Annotated in this window: 21 protein-coding genes and 2 tRNA genes; 15 read left to right on the forward strand and 8 right to left on the reverse strand. The window is 57.2% G+C overall.

The genetic code is table 11. The features are described 5' to 3' along the window. Nucleotides 1-50 precede the first annotated feature (50 nt). From CU103_RS06505 to CU103_RS06530, 6 genes are all read left to right on the forward strand, one after another. Entirely contained in the window at nt 51-353 is a 303-nt protein-coding gene (locus CU103_RS06505) for a spore coat protein U domain-containing protein (RefSeq protein ID WP_106663088.1), read from the forward strand. Next, the gene (locus CU103_RS06510) at nt 353-577 is read left to right on the forward strand and encodes a Csu type fimbrial protein (protein WP_106663089.1); all 225 of its coding nucleotides are present in this window, start codon (nt 353-355) and stop codon (nt 575-577) included. The genes CU103_RS06505 and CU103_RS06510 overlap by 1 nt, the downstream gene beginning before the upstream one ends. A 235-nt stretch (nt 578-812) precedes the next feature. Continuing rightward, complete coding sequence (locus CU103_RS06515) at nt 813-1,343, forward strand: Csu type fimbrial protein (RefSeq protein WP_106663090.1); 531 nt, start codon at nt 813-815, stop codon at nt 1,341-1,343. 27 nt (nt 1,344-1,370) lie between these two features. After that, complete coding sequence (locus CU103_RS06520) at nt 1,371-2,087, forward strand: fimbrial biogenesis chaperone (RefSeq protein ID WP_106663091.1); 717 nt, start codon at nt 1,371-1,373, stop codon at nt 2,085-2,087. Further along, the gene (locus CU103_RS06525) at nt 2,068-4,581 is read left to right on the forward strand and encodes a fimbria/pilus outer membrane usher protein (RefSeq protein WP_106663092.1); all 2,514 of its coding nucleotides are present in this window, start codon (nt 2,068-2,070) and stop codon (nt 4,579-4,581) included. The genes CU103_RS06520 and CU103_RS06525 overlap by 20 nt, the downstream gene beginning before the upstream one ends. Then, complete coding sequence (locus CU103_RS06530) at nt 4,578-5,543, forward strand: Csu type fimbrial protein (protein ID WP_106663093.1); 966 nt, start codon at nt 4,578-4,580, stop codon at nt 5,541-5,543. The genes CU103_RS06525 and CU103_RS06530 overlap by 4 nt, the downstream gene beginning before the upstream one ends. Nucleotides 5,544-5,856: 313 nt before the next feature. On the opposite strand, the gene CU103_RS06535 is transcribed toward CU103_RS06530, so the two are convergent. Both CU103_RS06535 and CU103_RS06540 read right to left on the reverse strand, forming a co-directional pair. Beyond that, complete coding sequence (locus tag CU103_RS06535) at nt 5,857-6,273, reverse strand: hypothetical protein (RefSeq protein WP_106663094.1); 417 nt, start codon at nt 6,271-6,273, stop codon at nt 5,857-5,859. A gap of 59 nt (nt 6,274-6,332) precedes the next feature. After that, entirely contained in the window at nt 6,333-7,859 is a 1,527-nt protein-coding gene (locus tag CU103_RS06540) for an NAD(P)H-hydrate dehydratase (protein WP_106663095.1), read from the reverse strand. A 135-nt stretch (nt 7,860-7,994) separates the two neighbouring features. Between CU103_RS06540 and CU103_RS06545 the strand changes: the two genes are divergently transcribed. Further along, entirely contained in the window at nt 7,995-8,243 is a 249-nt protein-coding gene (locus CU103_RS06545) for a DUF2171 domain-containing protein (RefSeq protein WP_106663096.1), read from the forward strand. Nucleotides 8,244-8,273: 30 nt separating this feature from the next. Here the strand turns inward: CU103_RS06545 and CU103_RS06550 are convergent, their stop codons facing one another. Then, entirely contained in the window at nt 8,274-8,582 is a 309-nt protein-coding gene (locus tag CU103_RS06550) for a DUF6665 family protein (RefSeq protein WP_106663341.1), read from the reverse strand. A 219-nt stretch (nt 8,583-8,801) separates the two neighbouring features. Continuing rightward, nucleotides 8,802-8,876: transfer RNA gene (locus CU103_RS06555), tRNA-Asn, on the reverse strand. A 164-nt stretch (nt 8,877-9,040) separates the two neighbouring features. Here CU103_RS06555 and CU103_RS06560 point away from each other — a divergent pair. After that, complete coding sequence (locus CU103_RS06560) at nt 9,041-9,370, forward strand: hypothetical protein (RefSeq protein WP_483428615.1); 330 nt, start codon at nt 9,041-9,043, stop codon at nt 9,368-9,370. Between the two features lie 18 nt (nt 9,371-9,388). On the opposite strand, the gene CU103_RS06565 is transcribed toward CU103_RS06560, so the two are convergent. Together CU103_RS06565 and CU103_RS06570 are read right to left on the reverse strand one after the other, a co-directional pair. Next, nucleotides 9,389-9,850, reverse strand: coding sequence for a GFA family protein (locus CU103_RS06565; RefSeq protein WP_106663342.1), 462 nt, complete (start codon nt 9,848-9,850; stop codon nt 9,389-9,391). A gap of 87 nt (nt 9,851-9,937) precedes the next feature. Beyond that, nucleotides 9,938-10,174, reverse strand: coding sequence for a hypothetical protein (locus CU103_RS06570; protein WP_106663343.1), 237 nt, complete (start codon nt 10,172-10,174; stop codon nt 9,938-9,940). Between the two features lie 199 nt (nt 10,175-10,373). On the opposite strand from CU103_RS06570, the gene CU103_RS06575 reads away from it, so the two are divergent. Then, nucleotides 10,374-10,447 (forward strand) — tRNA-Cys (locus CU103_RS06575). 187 nt (nt 10,448-10,634) lie between these two features. On the opposite strand, the gene CU103_RS06580 is transcribed toward CU103_RS06575, so the two are convergent. After that, the gene (locus CU103_RS06580; RefSeq protein ID WP_106663098.1) at nt 10,635-11,399 is read right to left on the reverse strand and encodes a putative nucleotide-diphospho-sugar transferase; all 765 of its coding nucleotides are present in this window, start codon (nt 11,397-11,399) and stop codon (nt 10,635-10,637) included. A 354-nt stretch (nt 11,400-11,753) separates the two neighbouring features. Between CU103_RS06580 and CU103_RS06585 the strand changes: the two genes are divergently transcribed. The 3 genes from CU103_RS06585 to CU103_RS06595 all read left to right on the forward strand — a co-directional run bounded on the left by CU103_RS06585 (nt 11,754) and on the right by CU103_RS06595 (nt 13,108). Beyond that, nucleotides 11,754-12,083 carry an ArsR/SmtB family transcription factor gene (locus CU103_RS06585; protein ID WP_106663099.1) on the forward strand — a complete coding sequence of 110 codons (330 nt, stop codon included), beginning with the start codon at nt 11,754-11,756 and terminating at the stop codon, nt 12,081-12,083. Continuing rightward, nucleotides 12,080-12,565: an SRPBCC family protein gene (locus CU103_RS06590; protein WP_106663100.1), complete on the forward strand. Its 486-nt coding sequence runs from the start codon at nt 12,080-12,082 to the stop codon at nt 12,563-12,565. The genes CU103_RS06585 and CU103_RS06590 overlap by 4 nt, the downstream gene beginning before the upstream one ends. Nucleotides 12,566-12,691: 126 nt before the next feature. Continuing rightward, nucleotides 12,692-13,108: a GFA family protein gene (locus CU103_RS06595; RefSeq protein WP_106663101.1), complete on the forward strand. Its 417-nt coding sequence runs from the start codon at nt 12,692-12,694 to the stop codon at nt 13,106-13,108. Nucleotides 13,109-13,113: 5 nt separating this feature from the next. Here CU103_RS06595 and CU103_RS06600 read toward each other — a convergent pair whose 3' ends face one another. Continuing rightward, entirely contained in the window at nt 13,114-13,665 is a 552-nt protein-coding gene (locus tag CU103_RS06600) for a GGDEF domain-containing protein (RefSeq protein WP_106663102.1), read from the reverse strand. A gap of 695 nt (nt 13,666-14,360) precedes the next feature. Here CU103_RS06600 and CU103_RS06605 point away from each other — a divergent pair. The 3 genes from CU103_RS06605 (at nt 14,361) to CU103_RS31950 (ending at nt 17,641) form a co-directional block, all read left to right on the forward strand. Continuing rightward, a complete protein-coding gene (locus CU103_RS06605; protein ID WP_106663103.1) occupies nt 14,361-15,035 on the forward strand; it encodes a protein-L-isoaspartate O-methyltransferase family protein in 675 nt (224 codons plus the stop codon). Between the two features lie 145 nt (nt 15,036-15,180). Further along, nucleotides 15,181-16,575 (forward strand): TolC family outer membrane protein, encoded by a 1,395-nt coding sequence (locus CU103_RS06610; RefSeq protein WP_106663104.1) that lies wholly within the window; start codon nt 15,181-15,183, stop codon nt 16,573-16,575. Between the two features lie 217 nt (nt 16,576-16,792). Then, complete coding sequence (locus CU103_RS31950; protein ID WP_245448637.1) at nt 16,793-17,641, forward strand: PopZ family protein; 849 nt, start codon at nt 16,793-16,795, stop codon at nt 17,639-17,641. Nucleotides 17,642-17,662 lie beyond the last annotated feature (21 nt).

Below are 17,662 nucleotides of genomic sequence, written 5' to 3' on the forward strand. Positions count from 1 at the left end.
GCCTCCCAATTAATTGGGGTCTATTTTTTATTTTTTGCCGGATAACCATTATGAATTGTCTTTTTTCAGGGCCCGGCCTGCGCGCTGCGGCTATCGTCATGGCTTTGTCGCAACCGGCGCTGTCTGCATCGCCGACGGGGACACTGAATATCGGTTTGACACTCAAGGGTGGAAGCTGCGAACTGAAAAGTGTGCCCAGCATCGATTTCGGCACCTATGCCAATCTGGTCTTCAAATTGGGGAGGCGCGATATCGAGAAAAGAGCTGACATTGTCATCAATTGCGCCGCGAACACCGGTTACACGCTCACGCTTGGCGCGGGGCTGAATGATGATAATGAGGCCATCGATTGATGCGCAGCGCTAAAGGCAATCTCGTCTGGTATTATTTGATGTTCGGCCGGGAGAGCATCGAAACCTTTCCCCTCGATGAGAATAATAAACCGATAACAAGGGGCACAGGCACGGGAGCGGACGAGCCCATAACGGTTGTCGCAGGTATCCCGCAGAATATGAGAAGCCCAAATCCTCTTCCCGGAGTCTACAAGGATACGGTTACGCTCATACTCACCTTCTGATGTTTTTTGTGGAGGGCATTTGCAACTACAGAATAATACTAAAGGACAATCGAAATAATGCGCCTATGTTGTTGTGTGTTTAATCGGTAACACCAAACAGGCGTTTTTGTAGAAAGCAGATATACTTTGTATTTTCAAAATGTAGCGCATTGACACCTTGCGCCAGCGATATGTTAACAAACGTTCTCCCAATTTATAGGGACCAATTTAATTTTGAATCATAGGGAATTTTTTGATGATGTCTCGTATTTCAACACGCATTGCATTTGCTTCCGCGCTCGTTGCCTCGCTTGGTTTCACTGGTTCTGCGTTTGCGGCTTCCAAGAGCGGCACGCTCAATGTCCAGCTGACAATTGAAGAGGGTTGCAGTGTCTTTGACACTGACGGCGCCAATCTCAACTTCGGTACATGGTCCGGTCTGACGGACAACATCAAGCAATCAGCAACGTTCAACGTTTCCTGCAGTACGGCAAACGCCAAGTTTACCGTTGGTTTGGATGCCGGCAAAGGCGCTGGCGCCAGTGCTGCCGCGCGCTATATGACGAATAGCACCGATGCGACCAAGAAGGTCGGCTACAATCTCTACACTGCATCTGACTATCAGAAAGTTTGGGGTACAGGTGCTGATGCCGTGAGTTATACTGCGGCGACGACTGCCGCCCAGACGAATGTGCCGTTCACGGTCTACGGCTGGGTAAAGCCCCAGATCAATCCTGGCTCTGGCGTCTACAAGGACACCGTCGCGATCCTGGTTACGCTCAACTAGCAGCTCTGCACATCACTGGAGGACGCCATGCGATCCTTGTTATACGGCATCGGCCTTCTCGGCCTTTGCGCGTTTCAAACCGGCATTGCCGCGGCGTCCTCCCTGCAGGTTTCGCCTACCCGTATCGACCAGGTGATGCCGGCCAGCGCCGGCGTCATCACCCTCAGGAATGAGGAGAACAGACCGGTCAACGTGCAGGTCCGGGTCTTCCGCTGGAGCCAGGTCATGGGTGTTGAGAGGCTGGAGCCGACGGCCGATGTGGTCGCGAGCCCGCCATCGGCGCAGATCGGCGCGGGCAAACAATATCTGTTGCGCGTGGTACGGATCAGCAAAGCGCCGGTCACTGCCGAGGAAAGCTACCGGGTACTGGTCGACGAACTGCCGGACCCGTCGCAGCTGAAGGCGGGCACGGTCAATTTTACCGTGCGGTTTTCACTGCCGGTCTTCTACAGGAGCGAACAATCGGCTGCAGCGCGGGTCGGCTGGAATATCCGGCGCGCCAATGGCGGCTATGTCCTTTTCGGGTCCAATGCCGGCGGCACGAAACTTCGCCTGACGGATATTCAGCTGCTGCAGAGCGGCCGGATCATCGGCGTCAAGAAAGATGCGGGCGGCTATGTGCTGGCTGGAAGCTCGGCGCAATTTCCGCTCGGCCCAGCAAAAGGGCTGAGACCGGGTCCGGCAGTCCTGAAGCTGCAGACCGACAGGGGAGCTCTCGAAGCCGATGTCGACGTCAGCAACTAGAGCAAGCCTTGAAATCCTGGCGCGGTGTGGAGATGACGCTCCGCGCAGGTTTTCAACGCGTGCTCTTCGATGCATCGGGCTGGCTCTGTGGGCCATCGCCTGCCTTGACACGGCAGGGCGGGCGCAAGAGATGCCGCTTGATGCCGCGCCGGTGGCGGCTATTCAGGTGGCGGGCCAGGTGGCGGGGGCGCAGGGACTGCAGCTCGCAGTCTATATCAACGACGTCAATACGGATTTTGTCGGCACATTCGAGCAATTGCCCGACGGCAGCCTGACGGCCGAGCCGGATGAACTCGAGGAAGTGGGGATCAAGCCCGTCAAGAATGCGATCCGGCCTGACGGGTCAATTCACCTCAACGATCTGCCGGGCATCGCATATCATGTCGTGCCGGATACCCAGAGCATTTACGTGACCGCGACCGATGCGGCGCGCGTGCCGCGCAAAATCGATCTCGATGCGCGGCGGACCGGGCGGGAACGGCCCAAACCCTCCGCGAGCACCGGCGCAGTTCTGAACTATTCGCTCTATTCGAGCTCCAACAATTTGATGGACGGCGACCTCAAGCCTTTCCAGGGCATTTCCGGCGGTTTCGATGCACGGTTCTTCAGCCCGTTCGGAACATTGAACCAGTCCTTCACCGCCAGCTTCTCGGACAGCGAATTGCAGGGCGTCAGGCGGCTGAACACCACGTGGAACTATTCCGACGCGGAGCGCCTGATCACCTATAATGCCGGCGATCTCGTCTCGCGCGGATTGCCCTGGACGCGTTCCGTCTACCTCGGCGGCATGCAGATCGAACGGAATTTCTCCTTGCGGGGGGATCTTGTAACCCTGCCCATGCCTGTCGTGTCCGGTTCGGCAGCGGTTCCTTCGACGCTTGATGTCTACACGCAGAATGTAAAGACCTACAGCACGGAGATTCCGGCGGGGCCGTTTGAACTGTCCAATTTTCCGGTGATCAGCGGGGCGGGCGAGGCCCAGGTGGTGTTGAAGGATACGCTCGGCCGTGAAACCAGAACGACATTGCCGTTTTATACTTCGAGCGAGCAGCTGGTCAAGGGACTGCTCGATTTCTCGGCGGAAATCGGCTTTCCCCGCCGCGGTTACGGCAACGAATCCAATGATTATAGCAGCGACATTTTCGGCACGGCGACGGCCCGCTATGGTCTGACCAACTGGCTGACTCTGGAAAGCCATGTGGAGGGTGGTGCCGATCTGTTGAACGGCGGCATTGGCGCCGCCTTTCCGCTCGGGCGCTGGGGCGCCACGTCGCTGGCGGTGGCGGGGAGCCGGCATGACGGCGAAACCGGCGTGCTTGTGAACGGGTCGCTGGAACTGCGCTATGACACATGGACGCTTTACGGCCGCATGCAGCGCACTTTCGGGGATTATGACGATATTGCTTCGGTTTCCGCCGATAGCGAGCGCATTCGCGATCAGTTCTACTATTATCCGGGCGCGCGGATATTCTCGGCGCGGGTACCGCGTTCGATCGATCAGGTGAGCTTCAGTCTTCCAACGCCGTTCAGCCGGTCCAGTATCAATCTTTCCTTCACACAGATCGAAATGGATAACGGCGAGAGAAACCGCGCGGCAAGTGCTTCCTACAGCCAGTCGTTATTCAAAAATACGTCGCTCCATGCGTCCGCCTTTACAGATCTAGACGACAGCGACAATTTCGGCGTCTATGCCGGACTATCCGTATCTTTCGACAACGGCATCTATGCCTCGACCGGTACCGACGATAACGGCGGCGATATTGCCGGTTTCGCGGAAGTTGCGAAATACGCGACCACGGAACAGGGCAGCTATGGCTGGGCCGCGAGAACCAGCGAGGGCAAGACGCCCAACCGCTCGGTATCGGGCAGCTATCGCGGCAAGATCGCGCACGTCGATGGCTATGTGCAGCAATATGGCGACGCGGCACGAGTCAGTGGTCAGATCGATGGCGCTATTGCGGTGGCAGGCGGCGGCGTCTTTGCCACCAATCGTATCGATGACGCCTTTGCCGTGGTCAATGTTGGCGCCCCCGGTGTCGAAGTGAAGTCCGGCAACAATGTGGTTGGGCATACGAATGGCAGCGGGCGACTCATCGTGCCGGATCTCAACTCATGGGAGACCAACCAGATCGATATCGACCCGCAGAACCTCCCCGTCGATGCCGCTATCGGTGATACGCAAAGCATTATCGTTCCCGCTAACCAGGGCGGCGTGGTGGTGGATTTCCATGTCAAGGAAGCTGGCGGCGGGGCGATCGTCACGTTGCTCGATGCAAATGGAAAGCCGTTGGCGGCCGGGCTTCTGGGGAAGATCGACGGTAGCGGGAACACGTTTGTCGTCGGTTATGATGGCGAGGCATTCGTCCAGGGGCTCGCGCCGGGTGAAAATCTGGTTTCGATTGAACTGACAGGCGGAAGCTCCTGTCATGCAGCTTTTGCCTACCGGCCACAACCCGGAAACCAGGTATCAATCAGGAATGTGGTGTGCCAATGAGACGGTTGTTGTTACTGCTGATCTGCCTTGCCGGGTTCACGCTGGTCCCCCGGATGGCTTTCGCGCTCACCTGCACGTTCGCCCCGAGCGGGGAAATGGTCTTCTCGGGCAGTCCGTCGGGGTCCGCCGTTCTCGACGCTTCATTGAACATAACCTACTCTTGCTGGAGTACACCCCTCGATCCTGGAACAACCGTTCTGGTCTGTCCGGCAGTGGGCAGGCTTGACGCGGCAACCGGAACACGCAGCATGAAGGCCGGCAGCAGTGATCTAAAATTCCAGCTCTATTCCGATGCGGCCAGATCGAAAGTCGCCCCGGACCAGGGCTATCCAGCGACCCTCATGCAATTGGCGGTGGTCTTTATGGGCGTCGGCAATGGAACCTTCACATTTCCCTATGGGCGGATCGAGAAGCAGCGGGTGGAGTCAGGAGACTATTCAGCGAATATACCGATTACTTTTTACTATCGCTGGCTGACCCTGTTGGAACCGCCGCCTGGCTGCCCGCTTGGCGTTGGCACCCAGACTACGCAAATGAATTTCATGGCCAGGATCAAGGTCGACAAGACTTGCTCTGTGGACACAAGTCCGATCAATTTCGGCAAGATGGCGGCCCTGCCGCAGGGTCAGGATATCGACGCGACCGGCTCGCTGAAAATCAACTGCACGCCGAATGTGGGTTACAATATCCTGCTGGGCAACGGCAAAGCGGCGATCGGCCCTAACGCCAGGAAAATGTTCGCCGGATCAGACCCCGTCGGTCAATCGATCGGCTATGGTCTTTACAGCGACCCGGGCCGGACTGCTTCCTGGGGCGATATGATCACTGCAAGCGGGCAGGCAGAGAAGCTTGGTACGGGGACAGAGCAGAATTATACCGTCTATGCCCGTGTCCCCAGGGGGCAGGCGACACCTCCAGCAGGCATCTATTCCGACTACGTCATCGTGACCGTGACTTACTAGGTGCTGATGTTCACGCCATGGCGAAATGGCGCCTGAAACGGCAAGAAAATGCAACGCAGGTATTAAAAAAGCAAAAGGCCGGGAGCTACCCGACCTTCCTAAGCTTACCTCAACATCAGTGCCAGTACATCCGTGGTCAAAGATGGAAATAAGCTATTCGCTATGTGTAATCATTAGCCTGTCATTGCGACAGAATAATGACAGGCGGTAAATGACTGGAAGCGCGTACGCCATACAAATCGCGCTTGGGAACAAGGTGAATGATCAAGGTAAACGCGGGGTTAATAGATCGGCACAAATTAAATGAAATCGCTCAGGCCGGTCCCAGCATCCTGTCCTGGTTCGTTCGTCCGCCCATGCAGCGGTAGCGAACTTCGTAGCGAGGATCCATGATAGCCGTCACATCCTGCGCAGTGCAGTTGCGTCCGGAGCTGCGCAGGTACTGTTCTGCGGCATCGCGGTAGACCACTGGAGGAGTGGCAACGAGGCTGTTGGCGACGCCCATACCAAGGCCGCGGACGAAACCTTCGGTTGCCGAGCCGCCTGTACCCGGCCCTATCATCATCCGGCCGCGCGCCGGATTGTCGATGATCTGGAATGACTGGCCGCTTGACGCCGTGAACTGTTGCTGAGGCAAGCCGCCATAGTTGGATTTAGCGTAATTGATCCCGGCGCAGCCGCTCATTGCAATCATCAGGAGAGGGGCCGTCAGCCGCAAAAACAGTTTCATGATTCACTCCCGCTTTCGTTGAATCGTGGTCTTTTTGGTGCAGTCTTCGTCACTGGCAATCAACGGTCCATTTCCCGGTTGGTTCCCGGATCGCGATTTGCCCGCAACCCGGCGATGACCTTCGTGGCCGCCATTGGAAGGTCTTCCGCGATCAGTCCAAAGCCGAGATGGTGCGCGGCTGCGCCGTGAATGTAGACCGCCGCGCAAGCTGCTTCAAAGGGCGGCATGCCTTGCGCCATCAATCCCGCAGCAAGCCCCGCCAGCACGTCACCGGAGCCCGCGGTCGCCAGCAAAGGCGTGCCGTTGGTATTGATCGCGGCGCGACCATCCGGCGCTGCGATCACGGTATCGGCACCTTTATATATGACGATCGCGCCGGCGCGGGCGGCGGCCTCGCGAGCTCGTTCGAGCTTGGATGGCGTCTTGGTGGCGACGATATCCGGAAACAGCCGCTTGAATTCGCCCTCATGGGGCGTCAGTACGAGACGGACCTCCGGAAAGCGCTGCGTTGCATTGAAGAGGGCGTCCGGGCGATCCTGAAAGGATGTGATCGCATCGGCGTCGAAAACCAGTTTGACTGACTGGTCCTGCAGCAGGGACAGGGAAAACTCGCGTGTTTTATCACCAATGCCGAAGCCGGGGCCAAGCACGAAGGCAGATGGTTTTCGCCTCTCGATGAACGATATCAGGTCTTGCCTGTGATCGCAGCGGCTGAGCATGATGGAGGTGAGGTGCGCGGCATTGACGGAGAGTGCTGTATCGGGCGACAAAACGGTGACCGCGCCTGCACCGCTTCTTGCTGCTGATAGCGCCGATAGCCGCGCTGCGCCGGTCGAGGTCGCATCGCCGGAAAACACCGCCACATGGCCGCGCGTGTACTTGTGCGTGTCCGCACCGGGCGCCGGAAGCAGCTCTCGCCACAGGCGCGGCATGTTTTCGAAACAGCCTGGCTTCACGGCGGCGAGAACGTCATCCCGGATGCCAATATCGACGACGGTCAAATCACCACAGAGCGTGCGACCCGGGTAGAGCAGGTGACCGGGCTTCTTGCGGAAGAACGTGATAGTGGCGTGCGCCTCGAGGACGGGGCCGAGCGGCTGTCCGCTGGAACCATCGAGGCCCGAGGGCATGTCGACGGCCACCCGGCGCACCGGCGCATCGTTGGCGCGGGCGATGGCGCCTGCGGCCTTGCCTGCTATCGGCCTGTCGAGGCCAGCGCCAAACAATGCATCCACAACGAGACTGCCGGGCGCCGGTTCAAAACCGTCGATGGCGCGGGGTTTGACAGGGCAGTCTGCCAATGCCCGCGCTGCATCGGTTCCGGGCTTCGGGGAGCCTGTGGACCAGACCTGCACACGAGCGCCGCTCTCGATCAGGAGACGGGCAATGACGTAGCCGTCGCCGCCATTGTTCCCGGGCCCGCACAGGATGTGAAATTCCGGCATGTCGCCATGATGCGCCAGAAGATGACGGGCGATGGCATGGCCGGCGTTCAGCATGAGAGCGTAACCGTCGCCGGGGCCAGCCGCGATGGTTAGCCTGTCAGCTTCACCCATCTCGGCGGGGGTCAAAATCTCGTAAGCCATTGGGGGCAACGCTTTCCTTGAGGATCATGCCGGGCAGAGTAGAGCTTTCGCGCCTGTCCCGGAAGCCTCCAACGCGGCAATGCATCCAAAGTCCGCTTCATGCGTTCATGATGCGTCATCCTTGGAGGTAATGTCATGACTGCTACACGCATCAAGCAACATATGGAAGTGATCGGCGCCGACGGTGTGCATGTCGGTACCGTGGACAGGATCGAGGGCGGGCGAATCAAATTGATCAGGAAAGACAGCGGCGAGGGTACGCACAAAGGCCATCATCATTATATTTCGATATCGCTGGTTGCGGATGTGGAAGGCAACCGCGTTCGTCTTTCTGCCAATTCTGACGTGGCGGTGATGTTCGAGGAAGAGGCGCCGGAGAAATAAGCCAGCAGTTTATCGGTCGCCTGGCGCCGGCTAAACCGCCCCCAGCCGGACCAGCACTGCGCGCGGAATGCCATAATGCTGGATGGGATCATCGTGATTGCGCAGGCCGCATAGTTCGCGCTGGATGAAATAGGCGTGTACTGCCTGTGCCGCGGCCTTAAGGCACACCTCCCGGTCCACCTCCGCCGCAGCGTGCAATCTTTCCAGCGTCCGCTCGACTTTCTGTCCAGCGCGCCCGAGCGCCGCAGCCGTTTCCGCCAGGATTTCCATGTCAATGGCGCTCGGCGGGCCATTCTGGTCAAACCGGGCGGAAATGCTTCGGGGCGATCGAAAAGACATGACGTATCGGCTGTTGAAGCGGTTGAACATGCGGATCGCAAAGCGATCGCGAGCGAATACCGGCACGATTCGAGCACAGAGTCGGTTTTGCCGCAAGCTCGGGTCATTCAATTCGCCAGCGGCGGCCTCCAGAAAAAGCTGAAACCGCCAAATGCTGTCCGCGAGCTCAGAAAAAGCAAAAGGCCTGAGCGATTTCTCGGCTCAAGCCTTTGAAGTGACTGGCTCCCCGGGCCGGATTCGAACCAGCGACCGATCGGTTAACAGCCGATTGCTCTACCACTGAGCTACCGGGGAATATCTACTTAGTCATCAGCGAAGTGGCCTATAGCAAAAGGGTTCCGCTTTTGCAAAGGACGATTTCGATTTTTTTCCACTAATGTGCATAACAAAACGATGACATGCGTCGGGAGGCTTCCTACATCGGGACTGAAACGCCATTTAACGAGAAGAGAATATCGTTGTCCGATCGTCCGGAAGATACTGATACGCACCCCAATACGGGACATCACAAGCACCAGTCGCACAGGAAGCGCCGGCACATGCGCATCTTTGGCCGCCATGTACCCGTGCCGCAATCGGTGGCAATGCGCCGCATGCTTGGCGGATTGCTGGTTGCGGGCGGCACTCTGGGCTTTCTGCCCATCCTTGGATTCTGGATGGTTCCGCTTGGGCTCGTCGTGTTGTCGCATGATTCGGCTATCGTGCGGCGCAAGCGCCGTCAGATCGAGGTCAAGCTGGGCCGCCGGTGGAAGGGCAGCTGGTTTGATTCAAACAAGAATGAAGGCTGAGCGGGAATGTGGCGACAATTACAATGATTCCGCCTGTTCCGCATATTGCCTGGTCAAACCTTCGTATTGATCGAATGCCGGCAGAGCTTCGAAGCTGTGAACGGCCGGCGTGGTCGCCCAAGGCAGCTTCTCGCTTGTCCATGTTTCGATGAATGGTGTGAACCAGCCGGGATTGTCGAGCATGGTCGGGCGAAGGTTGACGAGCCAGTCAAGACCTTCGGGCCTTGTGAACATCCAACTCATGCAATGGGGGCAGAAATAATGCCGGGATGCGCCATGCAGACCGCCAATGACTGGCTGTCCTTTCGTGATTGAGAAGCCTTCACTCGCAATAGCCGCACTCAACGAGTAAGCGCTGGCGCTCATGCGTTGGCAGCCGGTGCAGTGACAGGCCATGGTAAGAAGGGGCTTGGCAGTAATCTTCAGGCGCACCTGGCCGCAACGGCACCCGCCCTCCTGAGGTAACGCGAATCCGCTCATGATCAGTTCTCTCAGTTGCTGCAGCCAACGATAAACAGGATTGGCTTTGACTGTCAAAGGAACGAACCGCGCCGAGTTCCAGCGATGCTACACTGTTGGCAGCAACAACATCAACGCACCGATAGCCGCAATCAAGAGACCAGGCCAATTGGCTTTCAGACCAAGAAAGCGCAGGCCACGATGGCGCGGCTCGAGCGTGAGACCGGCTGGCTCATGGGGAGAAGAATGCGCATCGGTCAACCTGCCGCGATAGATGGCGACTCCTGCCATATACAAAAGTCCGCATGTAACCAGCAATGCACCGACGAGAGTGGTTGTTGCCATCGGAGCCTCCTCAAGCAGGTAACGGATTGCATGCGCTTTCGTTCCAGAGGGCCCTGGAGCGATTGTTTTGCGCATGTTCATTTTTCGTATTGCGGCACAAAACAAAAACGGCTATTCGGAATGCCGCAAGTGACGCTGTTCGAAATGAATATTCGTCGCTTCTATAAGTAGTTAATTTCATTAGCTATTTTGACTTTGGGGCCTCGTGGCGGAGTGGTTACGCAGAGGACTGCAAATCCTTGCACCCCGGTTCGATTCCGGGCGAGGCCTCCAATAAGTTCAGGCGCCACATCAACTAATTGATTTACTTATCTTTTCGTCAAGTGTGGCAATCCGGGACACCACCCGTCATCAGGGTGAGGCGATACCTTCCCCATTTCACGCCAGTCAACTTCGAAATGGCCCGACCCGCGCATCGGACATTCCGCGTATAAACTTTCATGGTCTTGCATCCTTGGCCTCAAGCGCTGCCGATCAGGACCTCTTCTATTTGCCTGACGCGTTCGCGCCTGCGTCTAAGGCGCTTTCCAACACGGCCGAAAAGCCGCTTCTTGTGTGTCGCTTGCCGGCTGGCTTGCAGCTGTTCGATATAGACAACGTCGGTTTTTTCGTTGGTCAGGCGGTCAAAAATCCAACAGAAAGATACTGGCAGGGAACCGACTTGAAACTGCCGTGCGCCGGATGCCTGATCCTCCGCTATTATTTGCTGCAATACCAATTGGTCCCAAATATCAGGGTCTTCGTCGCACCGTTCCTTCCACATTTCGATGAGGCGAAGTGCGGCAGGTGTATCGTTAATCAGGATGGTCGCTGATATCAGTCGCCCATTGTCCGAATAATGGACTGCAAGGTCGCCGTCAAACGAGGCTAGCGCAGGCCATGGATTGCGATGGAAGACCGCATCAACATCCACGTAAAGAAGCGGGCCTCGCTTATGGCGACGCTCTTTCAAAAGGAAGCTCGGTTTCATGGCAGCGTTGCGGACCCAACTGCCAGCGCTTTCAATGGCGGTAGCGGTGACCTCCAGCCCCAAGCGCACGGCCGAGGCGATCATACGCCTGGCTTCATGTACGTAGAATGAGTTGGAGGTGAAGAAGGCGACGATCTCTCCCGTTGCCTGGGCAACTGGATGATGTTCAATTTCGCGATCATCCGGGAAGGGGACTATGATGGACCGGTGCGCAGATTTGTTAGCGCGAAACAGGTCAAGGAGGCGCGATAGCATAGGTGGCCTTGTAAGGATTGGTCTTGAGAGGGGGTACCCATGCACCAGCTTTCGGGCTGGTGCAACCCCAACGCCAAACTGCTGCGCGTGGCATCAAGGTGATTTAACGCCCTCTCACCTCGCTCCCGGTGAGGTATCCACAGTGCTTTTCCGTGTTTAACTAATTGATTTTCTTGCTGACCCCTTTCCGTGCAACCTTGGTTTGAAAAGCTTGGCAGTGTCATTTTGCGATTCTACCCCAATCACTATCCGGCCCAGCGATCGAGGGACGCAATTCAGCGGCAGAGATAATGAGGTCGCGAAACAAAAACATTAGTGTTGACTAATTAATGAGTGGTGGCTAATGTAATAGCCATGATTGAAGCCGTTACCATAAGCGCTGTCCTGCGCACCCTTGCCGATCCGACCCGCCGGGCCGTCTACGAGCGTGTCGTCAGCTCCGATGAGATAACCGTGGTCGAACTGACGCGAGGGAGCGGCGTAACACAGGGTGCCATCTCCCAGCACCTCAAATCATTGAAACAGGCGGGTCTGGTTGCGGAGCGGCCCGAGGGCCGGAAGGTCTATTATCGCGCTGAACCCGAGGGCCTTTCGCCGCTCGTCGAGTGGATGAGCCATTACGGCGTATTCTGGCGCGAGCGCTTTGCAAACCTCAGAACCTTGTTAACGGAGATGGATACATGAACGACGTCGCGCTGAAGTCCGGCACACAGGAAATCGTAGTCGAAGAGGTCTTGCCGCATGCACCGGAGACGATCTGGAAAGCGCTGACAACAGGCGAATTGATTAATCGCTGGCTGCGGATGCCTTTGATCGGATTCGAGGCGGTGGAGGGCAGGCACTTCACGTTCCAGACGACGCCGGCCGGCATGTGGGACGGTGTCATTCACTGCCAAGTGCTGGAGGCGAAGCCGAACGAGCGGCTTGCTTATGCCTGGAAGGGCGGACACGAAGGAAATGCCGGCTATGGCTCACGTTTGGATACAGTGGTCACGTGGACCCTCTTCAAAGTCGATAGCGGAACGCGCCTTCGTCTTGTCCACTCCGGCTTCGTACTCCCAAGGAACGATGTGGCGTTCACGAATATGGGCGCAGGGTGGAAGAGGGTTGTCCCCAGCATCGGCGATGTCGTTGCGGAACAGGTCTCTTCAAAGAAGCTGCACTGACGCGGCGTCGTGAAGAGTACAACAGGGGCTGACTGCTGCGTTCATTCACCCAGACACTGAAAATGCAGAGTGCCGTCCGTTGCTGGTTCTGTGGGACCAACCGGGCTTTATCGCAGGAGTGAAAACATGAGCAAGGCTTATACCGGCGGATGCGCCTGCGGCGCGATCCGTTATGAAATTTCTGCCGAACCAATAGTGATGAACGACTGTCAGTGTCGCGACTGTCAGCGGAAAAGCGGCACAGGCCACGGATCCTATCTGACCTTCCCGAGCAAGGAGAGTGTGAAACTCAGCGGCGAAGCCATGCATTGGGATATCGCCAGCGATAGCGGCAATGTGAAGACGCGTTCCTTCTGCCCCACCTGCGGATCACCGGTCTATTTGACGTTTGCGGCCATGCCCGATCTGTTCACAGTGCACGCCGCGAGCCTTGACGATCCAAGTCGATACAAGCCGCAAATGGTAACCTACGGCGTGCGAGGCTACGCCTGGGACCACATCGATTCAAACCTGCCGAAATTCGACAAGATGCCTGCGCCATGATGTGTCTAGCTGGAGCGTCGTTCCGAATAGCGGCGGTAGACGCCTTTTCCGGCTTTCTTGGCGATATAGAGGGCAGCATCACCGCACCACAACAGGCTTTCAGGTGTATCGCCATCGCGCGGCGCAAGGGCCGCGCCGATAGTAACACTGATTGCCGCCGGCTCGGCCCGGCCAATATCGTAGGGCTGTGAAAGCGTGCCGATGATGCGGTCGGCGATGCTGGCAACCTCGTTCGCCGTCACCTGCAGCAGGACGATAGCGAATTCGTCGCCATCGATGCGGTAGACCACATCATTCTTGCGCATGCATGACTGCAGGCGATCAGCCACAAGTCTAAGCAGCGTATCGCCCTCAGCGCGCCCATATTGTTCGTTGAATTTCTTGAACCCGTCCAGATCAATGCAGAGGATGGCAAACTCCAGCCGGTCGTCGAAATCGCTTTCTGCATAGGACCCGCAAAGACTGTCGAGATGCTCCTCGAGCGCGGCTCTGTCAGCCAGTCCTGTCAATTCGTCCTGGCTGATGGGAGACGCGTTGAATCCTTTGATCTCGATCATTTGCTTTGAATTCCTATCGTTCGCACGAACGATTCCATGCACTGAAGTATAGAATGACAGGTGCAGCCGAACTGTTCAATCCCGGAATAATCCTACGGTTAAGGGAGTTTGTTACCAGATACTATTTTCTTATAAAGATATTTCGCACTTGAACTTGCAGTCTGACAAAGCTTCCTGCTTTCGTTGGTGCAGCGAGAATAACGAGGAGATCAAGCAAGTATCGATGCGCGATCCAGTAAAGCACGACCGATCCGGATGACCCTGATCTCCTCGATGCTTACAACAAATGGCGGGAACGCTGCGCGGCGAGCAGGCTGACCCCGCGCCATGGCCGTGTTGTCACCTCCAAATCAGCCGCAGATGATTCGGGCGGCAGGCGTGGCATCGCTATTGTACCCTGGTCTTCGGGCGACCGGCGAAGCAGTTGACCGGGGGCGGGTGGCGGACAGTGGTGCATGAAGGCCGCAGTCCTGAGACAATGTGAACAGTGAAGCGCCGTCGCGTTAGTCATTCATTGACGCTGACGGAAAATTTTGCCACATCCTCTGACAAATTGAGATAAATTGGTGCTTCTATAGGAAGATGGTCCTCAAGGATCATCAACTTTACAGGCGGCAGGTTGGATGCGGATCTGTCAGAAGCATGTTACGCGCCTACATGTGTTGCAGGCGCCTTGCCAGGAAAGCTTGTAGAATATGATGCTGAATTTCGAAGACTTGCGGATCAAGATGGTCGACAATCAGTTGCGCACGACTGATGTGACCGACAAACCGCTGCTTCAGGCTTTTCTTGATGTCCCGCGCGAGAAGTTTGTGCCAAGCACACGTCACGCACTGGCCTATATCGATGACGATGTCCTGGTTTCGGCTGCTACGGCAGACTCTATCGCCCGCTATCTGATGCAGCCGTCGCCTTTCGCGAAGCTGGTTCAGCTTGCCAATGTCCAGCCCGATGATGTCGTTCTCGATATCGGATGCGGCACGGGCTATTCATCAGCCGTGATTTCGCGAATCGCAGGTTCGGTGATCGCTCTCGAAAGTGACAGGAATCTGGCCGATCAGGCGACCGCTATATTGTCGGAGTGCGGGTCGGATTGTGTTGTGGTCGTCCATGGGCCGCTGGAGAAGGGTTATCCCTCCGAAGCGCCCTACGACGTAATCATAATTGAGGGTAGCGTGGACCACGTTCCTAGTACATTATTCGATCAATTGAAGGATGGGGGCCGACTCGTGGTTGTCGAGGGGGCGGGAAATGCAGGCAAGGCAATGCTTTACGGAAAAAATGATGGGGTTGTTTCCGGACGCCGGGCTTTCAATTCCGCAGTCAAACCGCTTCCCGGATTTGAGAAGGTAGCAGAATTCGAATTCTGAGTGTCGCCTATGAGACAAAAGTGCAACGGTTGAGTACTTTTGTCAGCAGATTGGAAATTGTGCCTGTGGCCTTCTTGCCAATTGGCGAACAATGAACAACATGTTGTCGAACCAATCGGTTCGGTTGGACGTGCAAGTTTAGAGAATGAAGGGGCTTATAGTGTTCTTAGCGGGTAAGCGAGTACTCACCGCAGCGCTGATGTCGGCGACGGTATTGGCCACTACGCCTTCGATGGCTGAAACAATCTTTGGCGCAATGGCCAAGGCATACAGCAACAATTCCACGCTCAATGCCGACAGGGCGGGCGTCCGCGTTACGGATGAAGGCGTTGCAGTCGCGAAATCGGGCTACCGTCCGGTTGTATCTGCCACGGCAGATTTGACCACGACCGCTAGCCGGCTTGACGGAGGTACCCACGGTACCAGGAATACCGGAACGTTCGGGATACAGATCAATCAGACGCTCTTTGATGGTTTCACCGTCAGCAACAACATCAAATCGGCCAAGACACAGGTTCTGGCGGCCCGCGAAAACCTGCGCAACAACGAGCAAAACCTGCTCTTCAGTGCTGCTCAGGCGTATATGGATGTCTATCTGAACCGCCAGATCGTTATTCTGCGCCAGAAGAACCTCGAGTTTCTTGACGAGCAGCTGCGCGCCGCAAAGGCGCGATTCGATGTGGGCGAAGGAACCCGTACGGACGTTGCGCAGGCGGAGGCATCGAAGGCTTCCGCGATCGCCACGCTCGATGCGGCAAAATCGGATGAGAAGATCGCGGAAGCGAATTATATCCAGATCGTTGGAACGACACCCGGCAGGCTGGCGGCTGCCGCTATGGCCTCGAAGTCATTGCCGAAATCGATGCAGCAGGCGTTTTCAATCGCAACCGGCAATCATCCGGCAATTCTCGCCAGCCAATATGCCGTGGACGCGGCCGGTTACAGTGTGAAGGCCAATGAGGGGCAACTCCTGCCACAGGTTGGACTTGTGGGTACAGTTGAGCGCGAGGAGATTTTTTCAGGCGGTATCAGCACCGGCACGACGGATAGCACCTCAGCGTCCGCAGGTATCCAGGTGACGATTCCGATCTACAATGGCGGCCGGACCTCTGCACTTGTCCGCCAATCCAAGGAAACCCTGGGCCAGCGTCGCATCGAGGTCGATGTGGCGCGCGACAGTGTCCGCCAGGCCATCGCTCAAGCTTATTCGCAAATGGAATCAGCCAAGGCACAGATCGTTGCACAAAGGTCAGTGGTGGCTGCCGCGCAACTCGCCTTGAACGGCGTGATCGAGGAGCGCAAGGTTGGCCAGCGCACCACCCTGGACGTCTTGAACGCGCAGGCCGACGTTCTCACCGGTCAGGTATCGCTCGCACAGGCCGAACGGGACAGTGTCGTTACCAGCTATGCGGTTCTGTCAGCCGTTGGCCGATTGACCGCATCGCAGATCGGACTTCAGGTTGCCGAGTACAGACCGGAAGAGCACTACGAAGCGGTAAAGGACAAGTGGATCGGTCTGCGCACGCCGGACGGGCGCTGATTTCCGATTTATCCGCGGTTTGCCGCTTTCAAATTTGCCGCCAGGCCGACCGCCTGGCGGCAAATTGTTTTCCGGCGCCAGTTGAGGCGTTTTTCAGAAAATCTGTGGGTTAGCTGCAAACATTTCGCCTGAGGATTCTCAAACGCATTACAAGCCTCTACACTGAATACAGATTCGTTGCAGCGCAACGAAACAAGATGTAGTGGGCAAGAGCATCATGGCACAATCATCCAGCGTCGCGCGGGAACCCTCCATGGAGGAAATTCTCGCATCGATCCGCCGCATCATCGAGGAGAGCGATACCACGCGGCCCGATGACACGCCGCCAGTTCCCGTCAACTCCGATATCCCATCGCGTACGGCGGTGCGCGAGCCCCATTCTGCCGATCGATACAGCGATGAGGAAGCCGAGCTGCCACCACGCGAAGGCATCGCCGTCGCAGCCGCCACGCCATCGTTTGAATCGCCGCTCGGACGGTCTTCTTCGCCACTGCAATCAAAGCTGGTGGAACGGGAACCCGCGCCCGACACGCCGTTGAACGCCGATATCCCGGACAGGCAGGCCGCCGATGCTCCTGGCCAGCAGGTCGCGCCACTGCCCGCCGAAACGCTGGAGGACGCCTCGGGAGTCCATACTGCGACGAAGGTTCCTGAAATGCATCCTGCGTTGACTGAAGAAGCTGCATTGCGGCAAGAAGATCCGGCAGCTGCGGACTTGAATCCTCCGGTGTTCGATACGGAGGCCGTCGAGCTGGCCGATACCCTGTCGGTCCCCACCCGTCTCACTGGTCCGGAACCGGATGCACGAATGGACGACGAAGTGTCGCTCGATCTGGAGCAGGCGCTCGAACCCATCCTTTCCGAGGCGGCCGAGCGGCAGGTGAGTTCAGCGTTCGATGATCTGTCATTCGCCGTCCGCAATGAGCAAAGGCGCTCATTCGATGAGATCGCGCAGGAGATCATGCGACCCTTGCTGCAGGACTGGCTGGACAACAACCTGCCGACGCTGGTCGAACGCCTCGTGCGCGAGGAAATCGAGCGGGTGGCACGAGGCGGCCGACGGTAAGCCGGGCCGCTTGCGCGTTGG

The sequence above is a fragment of the Phyllobacterium sophorae genome (genome assembly GCF_003010965.1).
In the GTDB taxonomy this organism is placed as follows: domain Bacteria; phylum Pseudomonadota; class Alphaproteobacteria; order Rhizobiales; family Rhizobiaceae; genus Phyllobacterium; species Phyllobacterium sophorae.

Bases quoted from the DNA above. Each gene is read 5' to 3' on its own strand.
- CU103_RS06505 (WP_106663088.1), top strand. From the start codon at position 51: ATGAATTGTCTTTTTTCAGGGCCCGGCCTGCGCGCTGCGGCTATCGTC.
- CU103_RS06510 (WP_106663089.1), top strand. From the start codon at position 353: ATGCGCAGCGCTAAAGGCAATCTCGTCTGGTATTATTTGATGTTCGGC.
- CU103_RS06515 (WP_106663090.1), top strand. From the start codon at position 813: ATGATGTCTCGTATTTCAACACGCATTGCATTTGCTTCCGCGCTCGTT.
- CU103_RS06520 (WP_106663091.1), top strand. From the start codon at position 1,371: ATGCGATCCTTGTTATACGGCATCGGCCTTCTCGGCCTTTGCGCGTTT.
- CU103_RS06525 (WP_106663092.1), top strand. From the start codon at position 2,068: ATGTCGACGTCAGCAACTAGAGCAAGCCTTGAAATCCTGGCGCGGTGT.
- CU103_RS06530 (WP_106663093.1), top strand. From the start codon at position 4,578: ATGAGACGGTTGTTGTTACTGCTGATCTGCCTTGCCGGGTTCACGCTG.
- CU103_RS06535 (WP_106663094.1), bottom strand. From the start codon at position 6,273: ATGAAACTGTTTTTGCGGCTGACGGCCCCTCTCCTGATGATTGCAATG.
- CU103_RS06540 (WP_106663095.1), bottom strand. From the start codon at position 7,859: ATGGCTTACGAGATTTTGACCCCCGCCGAGATGGGTGAAGCTGACAGG.
- CU103_RS06545 (WP_106663096.1), top strand. From the start codon at position 7,995: ATGACTGCTACACGCATCAAGCAACATATGGAAGTGATCGGCGCCGAC.
- CU103_RS06550 (WP_106663341.1), bottom strand. From the start codon at position 8,582: ATGTCTTTTCGATCGCCCCGAAGCATTTCCGCCCGGTTTGACCAGAAT.
- CU103_RS06565 (WP_106663342.1), bottom strand. From the start codon at position 9,850: ATGAGCGGATTCGCGTTACCTCAGGAGGGCGGGTGCCGTTGCGGCCAG.
- CU103_RS06570 (WP_106663343.1), bottom strand. From the start codon at position 10,174: ATGGCAACAACCACTCTCGTCGGTGCATTGCTGGTTACATGCGGACTT.
- CU103_RS06580 (WP_106663098.1), bottom strand. From the start codon at position 11,399: ATGCTATCGCGCCTCCTTGACCTGTTTCGCGCTAACAAATCTGCGCAC.
- CU103_RS06585 (WP_106663099.1), top strand. From the start codon at position 11,754: ATGATTGAAGCCGTTACCATAAGCGCTGTCCTGCGCACCCTTGCCGAT.
- CU103_RS06590 (WP_106663100.1), top strand. From the start codon at position 12,080: ATGAACGACGTCGCGCTGAAGTCCGGCACACAGGAAATCGTAGTCGAA.
- CU103_RS06595 (WP_106663101.1), top strand. From the start codon at position 12,692: ATGAGCAAGGCTTATACCGGCGGATGCGCCTGCGGCGCGATCCGTTAT.
- CU103_RS06600 (WP_106663102.1), bottom strand. From the start codon at position 13,665: ATGATCGAGATCAAAGGATTCAACGCGTCTCCCATCAGCCAGGACGAA.
- CU103_RS06605 (WP_106663103.1), top strand. From the start codon at position 14,361: ATGATGCTGAATTTCGAAGACTTGCGGATCAAGATGGTCGACAATCAG.
- CU103_RS06610 (WP_106663104.1), top strand. From the start codon at position 15,181: ATGAAGGGGCTTATAGTGTTCTTAGCGGGTAAGCGAGTACTCACCGCA.
- CU103_RS31950 (WP_245448637.1), top strand. From the start codon at position 16,793: ATGGCACAATCATCCAGCGTCGCGCGGGAACCCTCCATGGAGGAAATT.